Origin of the sequence: Shewanella dokdonensis (assembly GCF_018394335.1) — a bacterium.
Classification (GTDB): Bacteria; Pseudomonadota; Gammaproteobacteria; order Enterobacterales; family Shewanellaceae; genus Shewanella; species Shewanella dokdonensis.
This window is the reverse complement of sequence record NZ_CP074572.1, coordinates 2,892,649-2,908,478: the sequence shown is the minus strand read 5'-3', so window position 1 is coordinate 2,908,478 and position 15,830 is coordinate 2,892,649. Positions and strand designations below refer to the sequence as shown.

Here is a 15,830-nt window from a genome sequence, read left to right as displayed (position 1 = left end):
AAAGTATACCTTGCGTGATAAAGATGTATACATGGGAAATTTCTAATCCGAAAGTTTCGGATTAGTTTTTTTAATCAATAGCCTGAATATAATTCACCTAGATGCGCGGTTATAAACGAAAACAGCCCGGAAACTGTGATTTTCCGGGCTGTTTTTAAGGGGTTACTGAAATTTATTCAACTCTCTTGATCGACGCGACACAGCGGCGGTAAGTTGAATTTTTGTCCCATGGCCTGTTGCATGAACACTGTTTTCACAGGAGCAGTATTATTCACCAGATTGAGGCCGATATCGCGTAACGCTTTTTTCAGCGGATGACTACCACTGAACAACTGCTTCAGGCCTTCCATCGCACCAATCATCTGCATCGCATCGGCTTTACGCCAGCGCTCCAGTGATCGTAGGTTTTCATAGGCGCCGATATCTTTACCTGCATCGTGCAATTTGGCGACTGTGTCGATAATCGCCGCCGCATCCAAAAAGCCCAGATTCACGCCCTGTCCGGCCAGCGGGTGAATGGTATGCGCGGCATCTCCCGCCAGCAGCAATCGATGCCGGGCGAAATGGCGGGCATAACGCATCCGTAGCGGAAAACTCTGACGTTCACTAACCAGTTCACATAACCCCAGTTTGCCATCAAATGCGGCCGTTAGCTGTTGGCTGAACTGCGGTGGTGTTAACGCCAGTAGTTCATTGACCTGCTCCGGCGGCAGTGACCAAACGATAGAGCACAAATGCGCATCATATAACGGCAGAAATGCCAGCGGGCCTGCGGCTGAAAATACCTGACGGGCACAATTGCCATGCGGTAACTGGGTGCGGATAGTGGCCACTATGGCGTGGTGATCATAATCCCAGAACGTCAGCGGGATCTGACATTGCTGCCGCACCCAGGAATTGGCACCATCGGCGGCAACCACCAGTGTCGCTGACAGATTGTCGCCATTTTCTAACGTCAACCAGGCTTCGCGCTCGCCAAACGCCAACCGTTGCAGGCGCGTATTTTCCAGCAGTGTCAGACTGTCTAGCTCAGCGGCGCGCTGTGCCAAAGCATAATGGATAGCATCATTCTCGATAATGGCACCGAGACTATCGGCACTTAACTGTTCAGCATCAAACTGAATACTGCCCATGCCATCCTTGTCCCACACAGCTATCTTGCTATAGGGTGCCAATCGCGCCGTTGGCAGGTAACTCCAAGCGCCAAGATGCTCTAATAACGTGCGGCTAGCCGCGTTGATAGCGCTGACCCGCAGCTTAGGTTCACCGCTGACGGCTGTGGCTGCCGAGGCATCAATCACTAATACAGATAATCCGGCATCGGCCAAACCACAAGCGGTCGCCAGCCCCACCATGCCACCACCCACAATGGCCACATCATAGCTTTGCGATTTAAACATCATCGACTCCTTGCTGAGGCAATACAGGCTTCGCGGCCGTGCCAACCCATCGCCCGATGTGCCACGGGAACCTTTAATGGCGGCAACCAAGATAACAACCGCAAACCGAGATTACGACCAGCCACTAACGGCCAGTACTGGTTGGAAAAACCACGTACCAGAAATTCAATACTGTTAATGGTCTGCCGCCGATCATTTTCACGACAGGCCAGATATTGATGGATCACTGTCACCGCCCCCACATCACCGCCCTGTTGCAGCACGGGCGCCAGCACCGCCAGCAAGCCGCTGATATCTCTGAGTCCTAAGTTAAAACCCTGACCCGCAATGGGATGCAGCGTCTGCGCCGCATTACCAACATACAAGGTGCGATGAAACGCTGGCCGCGGCATATAACTTAATGCCAGCGGATAGCTATGACGGCTGCCAACGGCAGTAAACTGTCCGGCGCGATTGCCAAAAGCCTGCTGTAATGCGTCAAGAAAGTCGTTATCGGCTAATGCCAAGCGCTCCGCCACCGCCTGTTCCGGCATAGCCCACACTAGAGACAGTCGCGGCTGACCATTACTATCGGCCATCGGCAATAGTGCAATCGGGCCGTGTTCGGTAAAACGTTCCCAGGCCATGCCCTGATGTGGACGCTTGCTGGCAACATTGGCAATGATGGCACTCTGGCCAAACGCACTGATTTGCTGCGGCTGTTGTTGCAGTTGCCGTACCTTGGAATTAGCGCCATCGGCAGCCACCAGCAATTTACAGCGCAGTTGCTGACCATCGCTCAAGGTCAGGATATGCCCTTGTGTTTCGCTAGCGATGCTAGTGAGTTCCGCAGGACAAAAAACCGCAATATCTGTTTTTGCCAACGCAGCAAATAGCGTTTGCCCCACCCGTTCCAGCTCTACCACTGCGCCTAAGGCATCGAGGTTAAAACTGCGGCAGTTGATTTCGGTCATGCCGAAATGACCACGATCAGACACGTGGATATCATGAATTGGGGTAGCAAGATGTGCCAGTTTCGGCCAGATCCCCAGTTGTTGCAGGGTATGACGCGAGCCATGTGCCACCGCAATGGCGCGGGCATCAAATCCAGACTCGCCAGTGCCGGGTTGATGGCGTTCAATCAGTGCCAGTTTTAATGGTCGTTGTAGCTGACGGCCAAGATTATCCAACGCCAGTGCCAGCGAAGCGCCCACCATAGCGCCGCCAACAATGGCAATATCAACGTCAGTGGATTGCGGATTCATTCATCCTCACTGGGCCGCACAAGCGACCAGTATTAATGCAGTATGCCCTGCTCCTGAGACTCGGTATCTGTTTGTTGATGCAGTACAAATTCGGAATAACACAAAATAGCGGACATACGCACAAACTCCAGCAACTCCTGGAATGCCTGCTCACACTCATCGTCTTCAGTGACATTAAGATCGACCTGAGTGATCTCTGCCAGATCCTTGATCACTTCGCGCACATCTTCTGATGCCTGATTCAGTCCCGGCTGCGCGATGGCGATTCCGGTCAGAAAACTCTGGGTCCACAAAGACAAGGCTTCCAAACGCGTTGCTAAGGCTTCTTCCTCTTCTGGTAACAGCAGGGCAAAGCCAAATTCAGCATCTTGCAAGCGATTAACGGTATCTTGCGCCAACTCTTGGATCAGTCCAGCCAAATCCTGGGGCAACGGTTGCCCGTCATTCATTAATTCCAGCAATGGTTGATGCCAGTCCTGCGACTTTACCGCGCCGCCACAGATGATACCTACCAGCGCCCCATGCACCTCTACCGGATGCTGGCCGATTTCGGCGTTATCCAGTGCTGACTGGAGATTGTCAATGCGTAGTGAAGGAGGAGTTGCCATAACCAAATTGTCCAATAGGTAAATACCTTGCCATGCTATCAGAACTGTGACTTTGCACCAAGGGCAGCAAGGAAAACTGCGGTTATTAGCATGATTCTCAGCGACTGCTCAGGGAATCGGCAATCACGCGGCAACAGTGACAAACTGAGCCCAGGCAACTTGCACTTTAGCAGCGAGGCTTATATAGTCCGCCCCAAGAGCCTGACAAAAGGAAAGCCCCGCAACAATGAGTAACTGTGCCGTAGATATCACCCTAATGGGGCGCACATACTCGATTGCCTGTCCGAAAGGACAAGAGCAGGCCTTGCAGAGTGTTGCCCGACAATTAGAGCAGCAACTGGAACAGATTAAAGCCCGCACACCTAACCTTAGCCGTGAAGATATGGTGTTGATGGCGGCGCTCAATATTGGTCATGAACTCTATGTTGAGCAGCGTAAAAATCAGGATTATATGCAGCAGATGGATGACCGTATCCGTTTGTTACAACACACTCTGGAGCAAGCGCTAGTTGAGCGCAGCCACAGAGAAGACTAAACTGAGATTAAGGGTTAACCCCAACCGAATTTGCTCCCTGGGGTGTACGATAGTCGGTAATGTCCCTGTGCCGATATTTTTGAAAAAGGGCTACTTTCTTACTGACATTGCGCATGCTCGGCTTGACCGAGAAGCCTTAGGAGGTAACCAGCAGCCCGCCTTGAACTGTTAGGTTCAAGGGCTTACACCGACACCGGCATCGCCGGGGAGCATCCTAACTACAGCGCCTATGACTTCTTTGCCTACGGCCATCAGCCATCATGCCCAACATCAGGATTTATGGCCTGAGCGTGATGAGGCGTGTCTGCAACTCCGGCGTAATATCCGCAAACAACGGCGCGCGCTGAGCCATGAGTTTCAGCAACAGGCGGCCGCACAAGCACAGCAGCGGTTGTTGCAGTTGCTGGATGAACTGGCGCTGAGTGGACGAGCCGTCAGTACCATGTCGCTGTATTTCAGCTGTGATGGCGAACTGGATACCAGCGCATTATTTACCGCGCTGTGGCAACGCCAGATTCAAACCTATCTGCCAGTGCTGCATCCTTTCTCTCCTGGTAATTTGCTGTTTCTGCGTTATCAAGCTGACACCCCAATGTTCCGCAACCGTTTTGGTATTCCAGAACCCCGCTTGGATGTACGGCAACTCCTGTTACCGTCACAACTGGAGCTGCTACTCACGCCGTTAGTTGCCTTTGATAGCAAGGGCAATCGTATAGGCATGGGCGGTGGCTACTATGACCGCACCTTAGCCAATCCACAGCTGCAAGCATTGGCCGTGGGTTATGCGCACGATTGTCAGCAAGTTGCAACGCTACCATTAGCACCTTGGGATCAACAATTACCAATCATTGTTACGCCGACCCGCCTACTGGATAACCGCACTCCACTTTTGGTTGATTGCTGAACCTGTTATTTAAGGATAAGCTGAAAAGGTGTCATAGATCACACTTTTACGTATTATTTCACTGTGATTACATCGTTAACCAATGGAGAGGTTTATATGATCAGAAAATCAATTGTTACCCTCGGTTTGGCATCACTGCTGTGTTCTACTGCGACCATGGCCGCGGAGGCAGAAGTCAGTGTGTCCCTGCTCTCCGATAAAGGTAATACTCCTGTGGGTACCGTGACCTTGAGCGATTCTGCCTATGGGCTGGTACTGACACCCAATCTGCATGAGCTGACCCCGGGGTACATGGCTTCCATATTCATGCCAATGGCAGCTGTGATGCTTCAACTAAAGATGGCAAAACCGTGCTGGGTGGTGCGGCTGGCGGCCACTTTGATCCCGATAAAACTGGGAAACATGGTTACCCATGGACCGATGGCAATCACAAAGGTGATCTGCCACCGTTAGTCGTCACTGAAGATGGCAATGCCACAGTGCCTGTATTAGCGCCCCGATTGAAAGTGGCCGATGTCAAAGGGCATGCACTGATGATCCATGCTGGCGGTGATAATTTCTCCGACAATCCAAAACCATTGGGTGGTGGTGGTGCTCGCATGGCGTGTGGTGTCATCGAGTAAATTTGACCGTTCATAACAAACGCTGCTACGGCAGCGTTTGTTAGCCAAAATCTGACAAGTTATTTAGCGCTAAATTTGGCGCGTAACCCGCCCAGCACTGTCATCACGATTAACACTAAAGCTCCGGCTATCAGGCCATAGATAATTTGCAGCAGTAATGGCAATAGATGGGATAACAGCCCGCCATAGGTAGCCACTGCGGCTACGGCGTCTGTTAGGTGATGTTCCAATGCCGCCAATGGTGCAATGCCGTGAGCCAGGATACCGCCGCCGACCAGAAACATGGCAATAGTGCCAATCACCGTCAGAAACTTCATCAGCTTGGGTGCCGCGCTCACTAACGTCAATCCCAAACGTCGCAACAACGACATCAAAACCGAATGCCCTTTACGGCGACTGAGATAAAGCCCAACGTCATCCAGCTTCACAATGGCAGCAACGACGCCATAGACTCCGGCTGTCATCACCACGGCAATAATCACCAGCGTTGCCAATTGGGTAAAAACACTTGGTCGGCCACAATGCCGAGCGTCAGTACAATGATCTCCGCCGACAGGACAAAATCAGTCCTGATGGCACCTGTTACTTTTCGCGCTTCCCACGCTTGCAGATCTTTCACTTGTTCCAGAGCCTTTTCGGCTTTGGCTGCTTCGTCAGCACTGTTTTCTGTGGGGTGCGTCAACTTATGCCAGACCTTTTCAAACCCCTCGAAGCTCAGAAATAAGCCCCCTAACATCAACAACGGCAAAATTAACCAAGGCACCTCCGCGCTGATCAACAATGCCGCAGGCACCAAAATCGCTTTATTACGCAATGAACCTTTGGCCACAGCCCATACCACGGGTAATTCGCGGTCAGCGCTAAAGCCGGTCACCTGTTGTGCGTTCAGCGCTAAGTCATCACTCAGCATCCCGGCGGTTTTCTTGGCAGCCACTTTACTCATCACGGCCACATCGTCCAGAAGGGTAGCAATATCATCCAGCAACATCAGCAGACTTGCTCCTGCCATTAAAAACTCCCCGTTATTATTCAGTTTTATGCAATCTTGGCTCATGTTACCCAAGCGCCAAGATCCGCGCAGTATAAATCCACATTTATCGGTAAAAGCTGCCGCAATCTGTGCCCGGACAGTTTATAATGGCGGCAGCGAATTTCCTTCTCTAATGGATTGCAAACATGACCCAAGATGAACTGAAAAAAGCGGTCGGCTGGGCTGCCCTGAAATATGTAGAATCCGACAGTATTGTGGGTGTAGGTACCGGTTCCACCGTTAACCATTTCATTGATGCGCTGGCCACTATCAAGGCTGACATTGAAGGTGCGGTATCGAGCTCAGAAGCCTCTGCTGCCCGCCTGAAGGCCGCCGGCATTCCGGTATTTGACCTGAACAGTGTCGATTCACTGTCGGTTTATGTCGACGGTGCAGATGAGATCAATCATCACAAAGAGATGATCAAAGGTGGTGGTGCGGCGCTGACCCGCGAAAAAATCGTGGCAGCGGTTGCCAAAAAGTTTGTTTGTATCGTCGATGAAAGCAAACAGGTGGATATTCTTGGCGCATTTCCATTACCGGTGGAAGTGATCCCGATGGCACGTTCTTACGTGGCACGAGAACTGGTGAAACTGGGTGGCGATCCGGTATATCGTGAAGGTGTTATCACCGATAACGGCAACGTGATCCTGGATGTGTACAATCTGAAGATCCTTGATCCTAAAACGCTGGAAAAACAGATCAATAATATCGTGGGTGTGGTAACCGTTGGCCTGTTTGCAGCCCGTGGCGCCGATACCGTACTGGTCGGCACCCAGACTGGGGTCAATACCATAGAATAAGTGCAGCGCCTTGTTCATTAGCAAAACAGCCACAAATGTGGCTGTTTTTGTTGGATGAGCATAATGGTTGGCGCGTATTTATCGATAAAACACCGCCAGCCAGATGGTCAGTTGCTGCGGTGCCGTCCAACTAACCCGATGCCGACAATGCGCTGGTATATCGACACTATCACCCACATTAAGAATAACTTCGCTGCCATCTTGATACTGGATACGGCCCGCACCTTGTAGCACCAACACCCATTCGTGTTCAACTTGATCGTACCACTGCTCAGCGGGTGTCACTTGCCCGTAAGACAGAATACGTTCAACCCGGACGTTGGCTCTCGACAACAGCTCATCAAATTGCTCAGCCATCAGTTGTGCTGGCAATGATGCAAACAGATTCAACGTAACATCTCTGAGTTGCCCGCGGCTAAATCCGCTTTGCCGATATCCATCTCCCGATTATCAATCATGGTGATATAGCCGTTATCGGGATCCAGCATCAACTTCACTGTGTATTTGAAAGGCTGCGGCGGCGTATGTTTATCAAACACTACGTTGACATCGCAGTTATATTTTTGCCCTTTCAGCAGCGCCCTGCAACTTGACAAAATTCTGCTGGGCCTGAGGAGACAGCTCATACTGGTAGCGGGCACGCACCTGTGTGGTAAAAATCCAGCTTTTACGTACCGGCAGGATCTCTTTGGAAATCAGTTTTAGTGGGAATTCTAACTGCTGCACACCTTCGCTGGCGTTAATTTGCGCCTTCAAGGTAATGTCCTTGAGTTTAACAAAATCATCCACCACCAACCGCGCGCGGATCTGCCCGGGATCCAATGCAGCAAAGTCCTGCTCGTCAAAAGTGGCAAAATGCGTCAGTGTTGACAAGGGTACGGCAGAACAGCCAGATAACAACAGTAATACCACAAACAAATACTTCATTTAACTTTCATCTCCTCGCACCGATCCACCGCAGGATCGCACGGTCAACTCGCCCCTGAGACAATACACAGGATCTTGTGAGTGTTGTAAAGACGTAAACAAATTATTTACATCTTTTCTATTCTGTGAGGAATTATTGATGAAAATTGTGGTCTGAGTTCGGTTATAACCCCGAAAAAACGCGCTTTTTTGATCTTGATTAACTTTTAAGCGGTTCCAATTGCTCCACTAACAATTGCAAGCTGCTGTTGCCGCGAAATTCATTGACGTCCAGCTTGTACAACAATCTAACGCGCTCAATGCTAGCATCTGGCCAGATGTTTAAATCAACATTGAAAGCAATCGCATCCGCCATCACTGTGCCGCACTCGGTTTCTAAGACTAATTTCAGATGTTTCTCACCCACCAGTCGCTGTTGCAGTATTCGAAATGTGCCATCAAAACTTGGTTCGGGAAACGCTTGGCCCCAAGGCCCAGCATCACGCAATAGCTGGGCGGTATCCAAGGTGAAATATTCGGTTGCCAGTTCACCGTCTGACCACAGTTGCCCTTGCAGGTCTTCTTCCGCTAACAGCTCGCGTACCGTGTCGTCAAAAGCCCGCGCAAAGTCGCTGAATGCTGCTTTGGCTAAAGTGAGCCCGGCCGCCATAGCGTGTCCGCCAAATTTGATGATCATCCCCGGATGACGGCTGTTGATCAGTTCCAGCAAGTCACGCATGTGTAACCCGCTGATGGAACGCGCTGAACCTTTGATCTCGCTGTCAGAGGCTTCAGCAAAGGCAATCACCGGACGGTGGTAACGATCTTTGATACGCGATGCCAGAATACCAATTACGCCCTGATGCCAATCTGGCTGATATAAAGCGATGCCCCACGGCAGTTGCTGCTCAGCAAAATCCATCGCGCGAAGGAACTTCAACGCCTCTTGCTGCATTCCGGCTTCCAGCTCACGGCGCTCACTGTTCAGACCATCCAGTTCTGCCGCCATCCGCCGGGCTTGGTAAAGCTCATCACACAGTAAAGTGGCCACACCTAAGGCCATATCATCCAGTCGACCTGCGGCATTAAGCCGTGGCCCCACGGCAAAACCAAAATCTGCCGCAACCAGCCGTTGCGGTTCGCGCCGGGCCACTTCCAGCAGGGCGGTAATCCCCGGACGACACTGCCCGCTCCGTACCCGTTTAATCCCTGCTTCTACCATAATCCGGTTGTTGGTATCCAAAGCGACCACATCAGCTACCGTGCCCAAGGCCACTAAATCCAGCAATTGCCCAAGGTTAGGCATCTCTATGCCGTGGCTGGCAAAATACCCCCGGCCACGTAATTCAGCCCGTAACGCTGTCATCAGATAAAATGCGACGCCAACGCCCGCGATGGATTTCGACGCAAATTGGCACCCCGGCTGATTGGGATTAACGATGGCATCGGCGACCGGCAGTTGCTGCCCCGGCAGATGATGGTCAGTAATGATCACCGTCATACCCGCCGCTTTAGCCGCAGCGACACCTTCAATAGAGGAGATACCGTTATCTACGGTGACCAGCACTTCAGCCGCTTGCGCCGCAGCAACGGCAACTATCTCGGGGCTGAGTCCATAACCATAATCAAACCGGTTGGGGATCAGAAAATCACAGTGGCGAGCCCCCATCGCCCTTAATGCCAACAGGCAGACACTGGTGGACGTGGCACCATCAGCATCAAAATCCCCCACAATCACAATCCGCTGTTGTTGTATCAGGGCATCAGCCAACAGTTGCGCCGCATGGGTTAATCCCAGCATGGTCTCTGGCCGTAACAGCCGAGACAGCAGCAGTTCGCAATCCTCGGAACAAAGACCGCGACTCGCGTAAATCTGTTTCAAAAGTGGCGGCAAATAGGCGGGTAAATGACTGTCATCCACATGGGGACGGCGCACAATTTTCTGGTTCAAGGCGATTTCATTGGCTTACAAATGCTGTAGGCAAGATAGCAAAAAGGCGAGCATTTTGCTCGCCTTTTTGACCCGCCACTTTATTGCTTAGTGTGCACTCAAGCTTTGCAGTAACTGCTGCGGCGGCAGATATCCCGGAACCATTGAACCATCTTCCAAAATCATCGATGGAGTGCCAGTGATGCCCATTTTCTCGCCTAACTGATATTGCCCAGCAATATCGGCATCGCATTTGGCAACAGTAATGTTTTTACCCGCTTTGGCTTCATCCATGGCCTTTTTGGGATCTTTGGAGCACCAAACGGCTTCCATTTCATCGGCCACGGCGGATGGAACCCCCTGCCGCGGATAAGCTAAGTAACGAATGGTGATGCCCAAATCGTTATACTGCTGCATCTGACTGTGCAGTTTGCGGCAATAGCCACAGGTAACATCGGTAAACACGGTCACCACATGCTTCTGATCTTTGGCTTTATACACCAGCATCTTGTCTTCAAATGGCTTAAGCATTTGCAAACGCGGCCCGGCCATTGCTGCCTCGGTAAGGTTTGCCATGCCATTGTTCAGGTCATAGATATTGCCATGAAACAATTTGCTACCATCTTCACTGACATACAATACGCCATGGCTGGTAAGCACCTGCAATAGCCCAGGGATTGGCGCGGCAGTGAGCGATTGCACTTCAACCCCTAGCGCGCTAGTTAACTTTTGTTTCAGTTGCTCGGTCTGGCCCGAAGATTCAGCATGCACCAGAGGTGCCACCGCCAGCGCCAAACACAGAGAAAGTGTACGGGAAAACTTCATGATAATTCCTTGGTTATGGTCTGCAGTACACCTGTTATCACTTCAGACCGATTCATTGTGGGAAAGTTACAGCCAAGTGTGCAATAAAGCAACTCACTTAACCTCGCGGATGATGTGCCGTATGCAAAGCCTGTAAGCGTGCATTAGCAACATGGGTGTAAATTTGGGTAGTCGATAACGAACTGTGTCCCAGCAGCAACTGCACAACCCGTAAATCGGCACCGTGATTCAGCAGATGCGTAGCAAAAGCATGGCGCAGAGTGTGTGGTGATAACGCTTTGCTTATCCCGGCTCGCTGGGCATATAACTTGATGCGGTACCAAAAAGTCTGGCGGGTCATCATGCGGGCGCGATTAGAAGGAAAGACCACATCACTCTGACCATATGCCAGCAGTGCGGGGCGATTCTGTTGCAGATAACGCTCCAGTTCGCTAATAGCCATTTCCCCCATGGGCACCAAGCGCTCCTTGCCCCCTTTACCGGTAATTCGTACCAGCCCCTGTCGCAGACTTATCTGCTCCAAGGTTAATGCCACCAACTCACTCACACGTAAACCGGTGGCATACAGCAGCTCCAACATCGCTTTATCGCGCCCTTCCACTGTGTCTTCGTTGTTTGGTTCGGCCAGCAACGCTTCCACATCCGCTTCACTTAGGGTATCCGGCAGCTTGCGCGGCAGTTTAGGAGAGGCTATCAGCGCTAGCGGATCATCCGTAATCATCTGCTTGGTGAGCAAAAAGCCGTAAAAACGTCGCAGACTGGAGAGCAAACGGGCACTGGACGTACTGGCGGCACCTTGGTCAAAGCGCCAGCCAAGGTAATCTTGGATCACCTCGCGTCCCGCATCACGTAATGACACCTGACGTTGTTGCAGAAATTCATCAAAATGCTGCAAATCGCTGCGGTAAGCACTGAGAGTATTATCACTGAGCCCTCTGGCAGACCAGAGTTCATCAAGAAAACCCTCAATTAATGGATCAGGATAGTAAGATGGCTGTGCCATAAAATCAGAAACCTTCGCTGCGATAACGGCCAACAGCATAGCGCCGTCAACGCAGCGATACTATATCAGTGGTTAACGGCCGTTTTTTACCGAAGAAGAAACAGACTAGGATCACCAGCAGTGTCGGCACCAGCCAAGCCATCCCTTGATCATACAATGGCATCTTCGACATCACGGGTGAAACCGTTTCGACAAAATGCACCAGTGCGGTGGCAACTGAACTTTCTGATTTTACATCAAAGGACTGCAAGGATGCGGCCGCCACTTTAAGCCCATCAAAAATCCCAAAAATCAATGCCACAGTGAGTGCCACCCGGTGCGCCAACTGTGGGTTGCGGAACCAGTTGTTAACAAAGGTGACCAGCACTAAGGCAATGGCCACGGGATAAACCATCATCAATACCGGAATACTGATAGAGATCAACTGACTCAAACCAACGTTTGCCACAATGGCACAGACAACACTTAACAGTACCACTAACATGCGATACGTCAGTCCGGGGATCAAGGTGCTGAAAAAATCGGAACAGGCACTGACCAGCCCTACTGCCGTGGTCAAACAAGCTAGGCTGACCACCACAGACAAGGCAATCGTTCCAGCAAAGCCGAATTGATGGGTCACATAATTAGTTAAGATCTGACCGCCATTTTCTGTTCCCTTGGCCAAGTCACCGGCGGTAGCGCCCAGAATAAACAGCGACACGTAAACAAACGCTAGACCTGCGGCGGCAATAAATGCAGCGCGGATCAGATAGCGGGTTTGCAACTGGGTATCATGAATATCTTTTTGCCGCAGTAGGTCAATAATCAACACCCCAAACATCAGCGATGCCAATGTATCCATGGTGTTATACCCTTCCACAATCCCTTTACTCAGAGGATGTAACACATAATCTCCGGTGGCCGCAGGCATGGGATTGCCAATAAAGCCCACCACAGATAACGCTAACGCGACCAACAGCAGCAACAACACAGGCGTTAACACCTTGCCCACACTATCCATCAACCTGCCAGGAAAAGCGGCTAACAGCATTACCACCACAAAAAAGCCGCAGTGAAGTACAACTGTGCTTCATTGAGCACTAGCCCCCCAGCGTGAGCGTGCTTGCCACATCCGACAAAAAAGGCCGGGCACCGATTTCAAAAGCGACCAAGCTGGTACGTGGTGCAGCAAAAGCGGGGCCAATAATAATGTAGATGGCCGCCGCAAACAGCGTCGCAGCAGTGGCAGGCAACATGCGCATCACCCGCCCCTTAGCTTTGGCAACCGCAATCAATCCTGCCAGTGGCAATCCCACGGCGGTAGTCAGAAATCCCAGCATAGCGGTATAGCTGTGATCACCTGCCTGATAGCCAGCGAAAGGCGGAAAAATCAGATTACCTGCGCCCAGAAAAAGGCGAACGTCATGAATCCCAGGCCCAGGATGTCACCGACCGTCAATTGTTTATCTTGCAAAAGATGCCTCTGTCTTTTTATGTTCTTATATAAAGTTATGGTTATAAACGGCATGAATGTCAGCAGTTTGCCATCTGAAATCGGCTGAAAACATCATCAGCGAATTAACCTTCAGACAACAGACAAGCCTCAGAAAACTGACGGCCCCACAGCTGCTGACGCTGTTTTGTTTCATATATGTGTCTTTGCGGCTTTCACTATTACCAAAGCCAATCGACAGGGGCAAGAGCACCCAGATAAAAAAATCTGCTGTCGCGACTATGGCCGCTAGCGTTAGCCGCCGCATCAAACAGCAAAACATAGCCGTTGCGACTATCGCCGCAGGACAAAAATGTCATCACCGATTACAATGCGCTGCCGAAATTTTTGTGTTTCAGGATGTTAATCGTGGGCTTCAGTTTCAAACAATTCCATGTCGATGACAGCGGTTGTGGTATGCCAGTGAGTACCGATGGTGTACTACTGGGTGCTTGGGCACCACTGCAACACGCCCAAAAAGTGCTGGATATTGGTGCTGGCAGTGGTTTGCTGAGTCTGATGGCAGCGCAGCGCAGCCAAGCGCAGATTGACGCGGTAGAAATTGATCCTCAAGCCGCAAGCGTCTGCCTGAAAAATTTTGCGGCTAGCCCCTGGCATCATCGGCTACAACTGCATCTGTGTGGTATCCAGCAATTCACCGCATCGGCCTATGATCATATTTTGTGTAATCCGCCCTATTTCGAAAACGGCCCACAGGCGACAGCCGCCAGCCGCGCCAGTGCCCGCCACACCGATTATCTGAGTTATGCGGATCTGGCCGCCGCCCTAGCAAGGTTGTTACTACCGCTGGGGCAAGCCAGCCTGATCCTGCCCTGGGATCAAGTCGCGTCACTGAACCGCCAGTTACAACTCGTTGGTCTGCATCTAGCGCAACGACAAGATGTGAGCGGTCGCCCCGACAAAGCGCCTAATCGCAGCCTATTGCTGGTCAGCAAGCAAGCGGTTATTGAGCCACAGGCAATGCCAGTCATCTCGATCCGCGCTAGTGATGGCCGCTATTCCACCGCCATGCAGCAGCTCACCCGCGATTTTTATCTTAAGCTCTGACGTTAAACTGCACGGCTAAGCTATAAAGATCACTGGCGAGCAGGTATACTGCCGCGCGATATTCACAGAGAGTTCCTGCATGCAATTTGAAGAGTTCGAACTGGAGCCAGAACTGCTGGCATCCTTGAAAAACATGGGGCATAACACCCCGACAACGATTCAGCAACTGACCATTCCGTTGGCAATGGAGCAGCGTGATCTATTAGCCCATGCCCCTACAGGTACGGGTAAGACCGCCAGCTACTTGTTGCCAGCGTTACAACATCTGCTGGACTTTCCAAGACGGCATCCAGGTCAAGCGCGGGTATTGGTATTGACACCAACGCGGGAACTCGCCAGTCAGGTGCACCGTTATGCCAGCCATCTGGCAACCCATGTTGAGCTCACAATGGGCATAGTGACCGGAGGCGTTCCCTACGGGCCACAGGAACAGGCTTTGCGCGGTAATATCGATCTGATGGTCGCTACCCCTGGCCGCTTGCTGGATTACATGGATAAAGGGCTATTCAGCGCCACCGAAGTCGAAATACTGGTGATTGATGAAGCCGACCGCATGCTCGATATGGGCTTTGCTCAAGTGGTGAAATCCATTGTGATTGAAGCGCAAAAACGTAAGCAAACGTTACTGTTTTCTGCCACCTTGGAAGGAAATGGTGTCCGCAGTTTTGCTAACGAATTGCTGGAAGATCCCGTTTTTGTCGAAGCCGAACCGCCGCGCAGTGAAAAAGCTAAGATTCATCAGTGGGTGCACTTGGCCGATGACAAAGAGCATAAATTTGCGCTGCTGTGCCATATTCTCAAACAGGAAGACGTAAGCCGCGCCATTGTCTTTGCCAAAACCCGCGAAATAGTGGCAAGTCTTGAAGGCCAACTGCTACAGGCTGGTATTCCCACCGCCTTTATGCGCGGCGATATGGAACAGAAAAAACGCTTTCAAGCGCTGGGACGTTTTACCAAAGGTGAAGTCAAGGTATTGCTTGCCACCGATGTTGCCGCCCGCGGCATTGATGTGGACGATATCACCCATGTAATCAATTTTGATATGCCGCGTACCGCCGATATTTACGTGCACCGCATTGGTCGTACTGGCCGCGCGGGCAAGAAAGGCACGGCAATATCACTGGTCGAAGCCCACGATATGTTAGTGCTGAGTAAAATCGAGCGCTATACCGAGCAGAAACTGAAACGTCGCGTCATTGAAGCGCTGCGCCCCAAGCATAAAGAAGCGCGAGTGCCAGTGAAAAAGAAAGTGAACAAGGCTAATACAAAAAAACTAAATAAAAACAAAGCAAAAATTAGCAAGTCTTAATATATAAGTGAAAAAGGAACCTCTGGGTTCCTTTTTTCCAGGATGGTCATTATCCCACCAATGCGCCGTTAGTTTTTGATACATTTACTTTACAAAAACTCGTTTATCGGCCGTGGTGTCTCTGGTAATTTAGGCCGCAGATTCGCTGCCAATATGGACAGAAAAAGC

14 protein-coding genes, 1 other RNA gene and 3 pseudogenes are annotated in these 15,830 nt (G+C 51.1%); 7 read left to right on the top strand and 11 right to left on the bottom strand.

Features of this window, described 5'->3' with window-relative positions:
• Positions 1 to 176 precede the first annotated feature (176 nt).
• Genes KHX94_RS13925 through KHX94_RS13915 form a run of 3 tightly spaced genes read right to left on the bottom strand, consistent with a single transcriptional unit; the run spans position 177 to position 3,252 of the window.
• A complete protein-coding gene (locus KHX94_RS13925) occupies positions 177 to 1,400 on the bottom strand; it encodes an FAD-dependent monooxygenase (protein WP_213683448.1) in 1,224 nt (407 codons plus the stop codon).
• Positions 1,400 to 2,644 (bottom strand): 2-octaprenyl-6-methoxyphenyl hydroxylase, encoded by a 1,245-nt coding sequence (ubiH, locus tag KHX94_RS13920; protein WP_213681101.1) that lies wholly within the window; start codon positions 2,642 to 2,644, stop codon positions 1,400 to 1,402. Before ubiH ends, KHX94_RS13925 begins: the two co-directional genes overlap by 1 nt.
• Before the next feature lie 32 nt (positions 2,645 to 2,676).
• The gene (locus KHX94_RS13915; RefSeq protein WP_213681100.1) at positions 2,677 to 3,252 is read right to left on the bottom strand and encodes a UPF0149 family protein; all 576 of its coding nucleotides are present in this window, start codon (positions 3,250 to 3,252) and stop codon (positions 2,677 to 2,679) included.
• Positions 3,253 to 3,478: 226 nt separating this feature from the next.
• On the opposite strand from KHX94_RS13915, the gene KHX94_RS13910 reads away from it, so the two are divergent.
• From KHX94_RS13910 to sodC, 4 genes and pseudogenes are all read left to right on the top strand, one after another.
• On the top strand, positions 3,479 to 3,787 hold the full coding sequence (locus tag KHX94_RS13910; RefSeq protein ID WP_213681099.1) for a cell division protein ZapA: 309 nt from the start codon (positions 3,479 to 3,481) through the stop codon (positions 3,785 to 3,787).
• 31 nt (positions 3,788 to 3,818) lie between these two features.
• A non-coding RNA gene (ssrS, locus tag KHX94_RS13905) (6S RNA) lies at positions 3,819 to 4,000 on the top strand.
• Between the two features lie 16 nt (positions 4,001 to 4,016).
• Positions 4,017 to 4,691, top strand: a complete 675-nt coding sequence (locus tag KHX94_RS13900; RefSeq protein WP_213681098.1) for a 5-formyltetrahydrofolate cyclo-ligase — start codon at positions 4,017 to 4,019, stop codon at positions 4,689 to 4,691.
• Between the two features lie 156 nt (positions 4,692 to 4,847).
• Positions 4,848 to 5,314: pseudogene (gene sodC, locus KHX94_RS13895) on the top strand (superoxide dismutase [Cu-Zn] SodC).
• 59 nt (positions 5,315 to 5,373) lie between these two features.
• On the opposite strand, the pseudogene KHX94_RS13890 reads toward sodC, so the two are convergent.
• A pseudogene (locus tag KHX94_RS13890) lies at positions 5,374 to 6,323 on the bottom strand (DUF808 domain-containing protein).
• 167 nt (positions 6,324 to 6,490) lie between these two features.
• Between KHX94_RS13890 and rpiA the strand changes: the two are divergent.
• Positions 6,491 to 7,147: a ribose-5-phosphate isomerase RpiA gene (rpiA, locus tag KHX94_RS13885; RefSeq protein WP_213681097.1), complete on the top strand. Its 657-nt coding sequence runs from the start codon at positions 6,491 to 6,493 to the stop codon at positions 7,145 to 7,147.
• A gap of 78 nt (positions 7,148 to 7,225) precedes the next feature.
• Here the strand turns inward: rpiA and KHX94_RS13880 are convergent, their stop codons facing one another.
• From KHX94_RS13880 to brnQ, 7 genes and pseudogenes are all read right to left on the bottom strand, one after another.
• On the bottom strand, positions 7,226 to 7,537 hold the full coding sequence (locus tag KHX94_RS13880; RefSeq protein WP_244859167.1) for a cupin domain-containing protein: 312 nt from the start codon (positions 7,535 to 7,537) through the stop codon (positions 7,226 to 7,228).
• Positions 7,534 to 7,686: a hypothetical protein gene (locus KHX94_RS13875; protein ID WP_213681096.1), complete on the bottom strand. Its 153-nt coding sequence runs from the start codon at positions 7,684 to 7,686 to the stop codon at positions 7,534 to 7,536. The genes KHX94_RS13880 and KHX94_RS13875 overlap by 4 nt, the downstream gene beginning before the upstream one ends.
• A 16-nt stretch (positions 7,687 to 7,702) precedes the next feature.
• Positions 7,703 to 8,074, bottom strand: a complete 372-nt coding sequence (locus tag KHX94_RS13870; RefSeq protein WP_213681095.1) for a hypothetical protein — start codon at positions 8,072 to 8,074, stop codon at positions 7,703 to 7,705.
• Positions 8,075 to 8,273: 199 nt separating this feature from the next.
• On the bottom strand, positions 8,274 to 10,004 hold the full coding sequence (gene recJ / locus KHX94_RS13865; protein WP_213681094.1) for a single-stranded-DNA-specific exonuclease RecJ: 1,731 nt from the start codon (positions 10,002 to 10,004) through the stop codon (positions 8,274 to 8,276).
• Positions 10,005 to 10,091: 87 nt separating this feature from the next.
• Positions 10,092 to 10,808: a bifunctional protein-disulfide isomerase/oxidoreductase DsbC gene (dsbC, locus tag KHX94_RS13860; RefSeq protein WP_213681093.1), complete on the bottom strand. Its 717-nt coding sequence runs from the start codon at positions 10,806 to 10,808 to the stop codon at positions 10,092 to 10,094.
• Between the two features lie 97 nt (positions 10,809 to 10,905).
• Positions 10,906 to 11,811 (bottom strand): site-specific tyrosine recombinase XerD, encoded by a 906-nt coding sequence (gene xerD, locus KHX94_RS13855; RefSeq protein ID WP_213681092.1) that lies wholly within the window; start codon positions 11,809 to 11,811, stop codon positions 10,906 to 10,908.
• A gap of 46 nt (positions 11,812 to 11,857) precedes the next feature.
• A pseudogene (gene brnQ, locus KHX94_RS13850) lies at positions 11,858 to 13,267 on the bottom strand (branched-chain amino acid transport system II carrier protein).
• A 387-nt stretch (positions 13,268 to 13,654) separates the two neighbouring features.
• Between brnQ and KHX94_RS13845 the strand changes: the two are divergent.
• Positions 13,655 to 14,353 (top strand): tRNA1(Val) (adenine(37)-N6)-methyltransferase, encoded by a 699-nt coding sequence (locus tag KHX94_RS13845; protein ID WP_213681091.1) that lies wholly within the window; start codon positions 13,655 to 13,657, stop codon positions 14,351 to 14,353.
• 79 nt (positions 14,354 to 14,432) lie between these two features.
• Complete coding sequence (srmB, locus tag KHX94_RS13840) at positions 14,433 to 15,662, top strand: ATP-dependent RNA helicase SrmB (RefSeq protein WP_213681090.1); 1,230 nt, start codon at positions 14,433 to 14,435, stop codon at positions 15,660 to 15,662.
• Positions 15,663 to 15,830: the final 168 nt, after the last annotated feature.

Coding starts and splice junctions, on each gene's coding strand:
- rpiA (WP_213681097.1), top strand. CDS start 6,491: ATGACCCAAGATGAACTGAAAAAAGCGGTCGGCTGGGCTGCCCTGAAA.
- KHX94_RS13910 (WP_213681099.1), top strand. CDS start 3,479: ATGAGTAACTGTGCCGTAGATATCACCCTAATGGGGCGCACATACTCG.
- srmB (WP_213681090.1), top strand. CDS start 14,433: ATGCAATTTGAAGAGTTCGAACTGGAGCCAGAACTGCTGGCATCCTTG.
- xerD (WP_213681092.1), bottom strand. CDS start 11,811: ATGGCACAGCCATCTTACTATCCTGATCCATTAATTGAGGGTTTTCTT.
- dsbC (WP_213681093.1), bottom strand. CDS start 10,808: ATGAAGTTTTCCCGTACACTTTCTCTGTGTTTGGCGCTGGCGGTGGCA.
- KHX94_RS13870 (WP_213681095.1), bottom strand. CDS start 8,074: ATGAAGTATTTGTTTGTGGTATTACTGTTGTTATCTGGCTGTTCTGCC.
- KHX94_RS13900 (WP_213681098.1), top strand. CDS start 4,017: ATGACTTCTTTGCCTACGGCCATCAGCCATCATGCCCAACATCAGGAT.
- ubiH (WP_213681101.1), bottom strand. CDS start 2,644: ATGAATCCGCAATCCACTGACGTTGATATTGCCATTGTTGGCGGCGCT.
- KHX94_RS13925 (WP_213683448.1), bottom strand. CDS start 1,400: ATGTTTAAATCGCAAAGCTATGATGTGGCCATTGTGGGTGGTGGCATG.
- KHX94_RS13915 (WP_213681100.1), bottom strand. CDS start 3,252: ATGGCAACTCCTCCTTCACTACGCATTGACAATCTCCAGTCAGCACTG.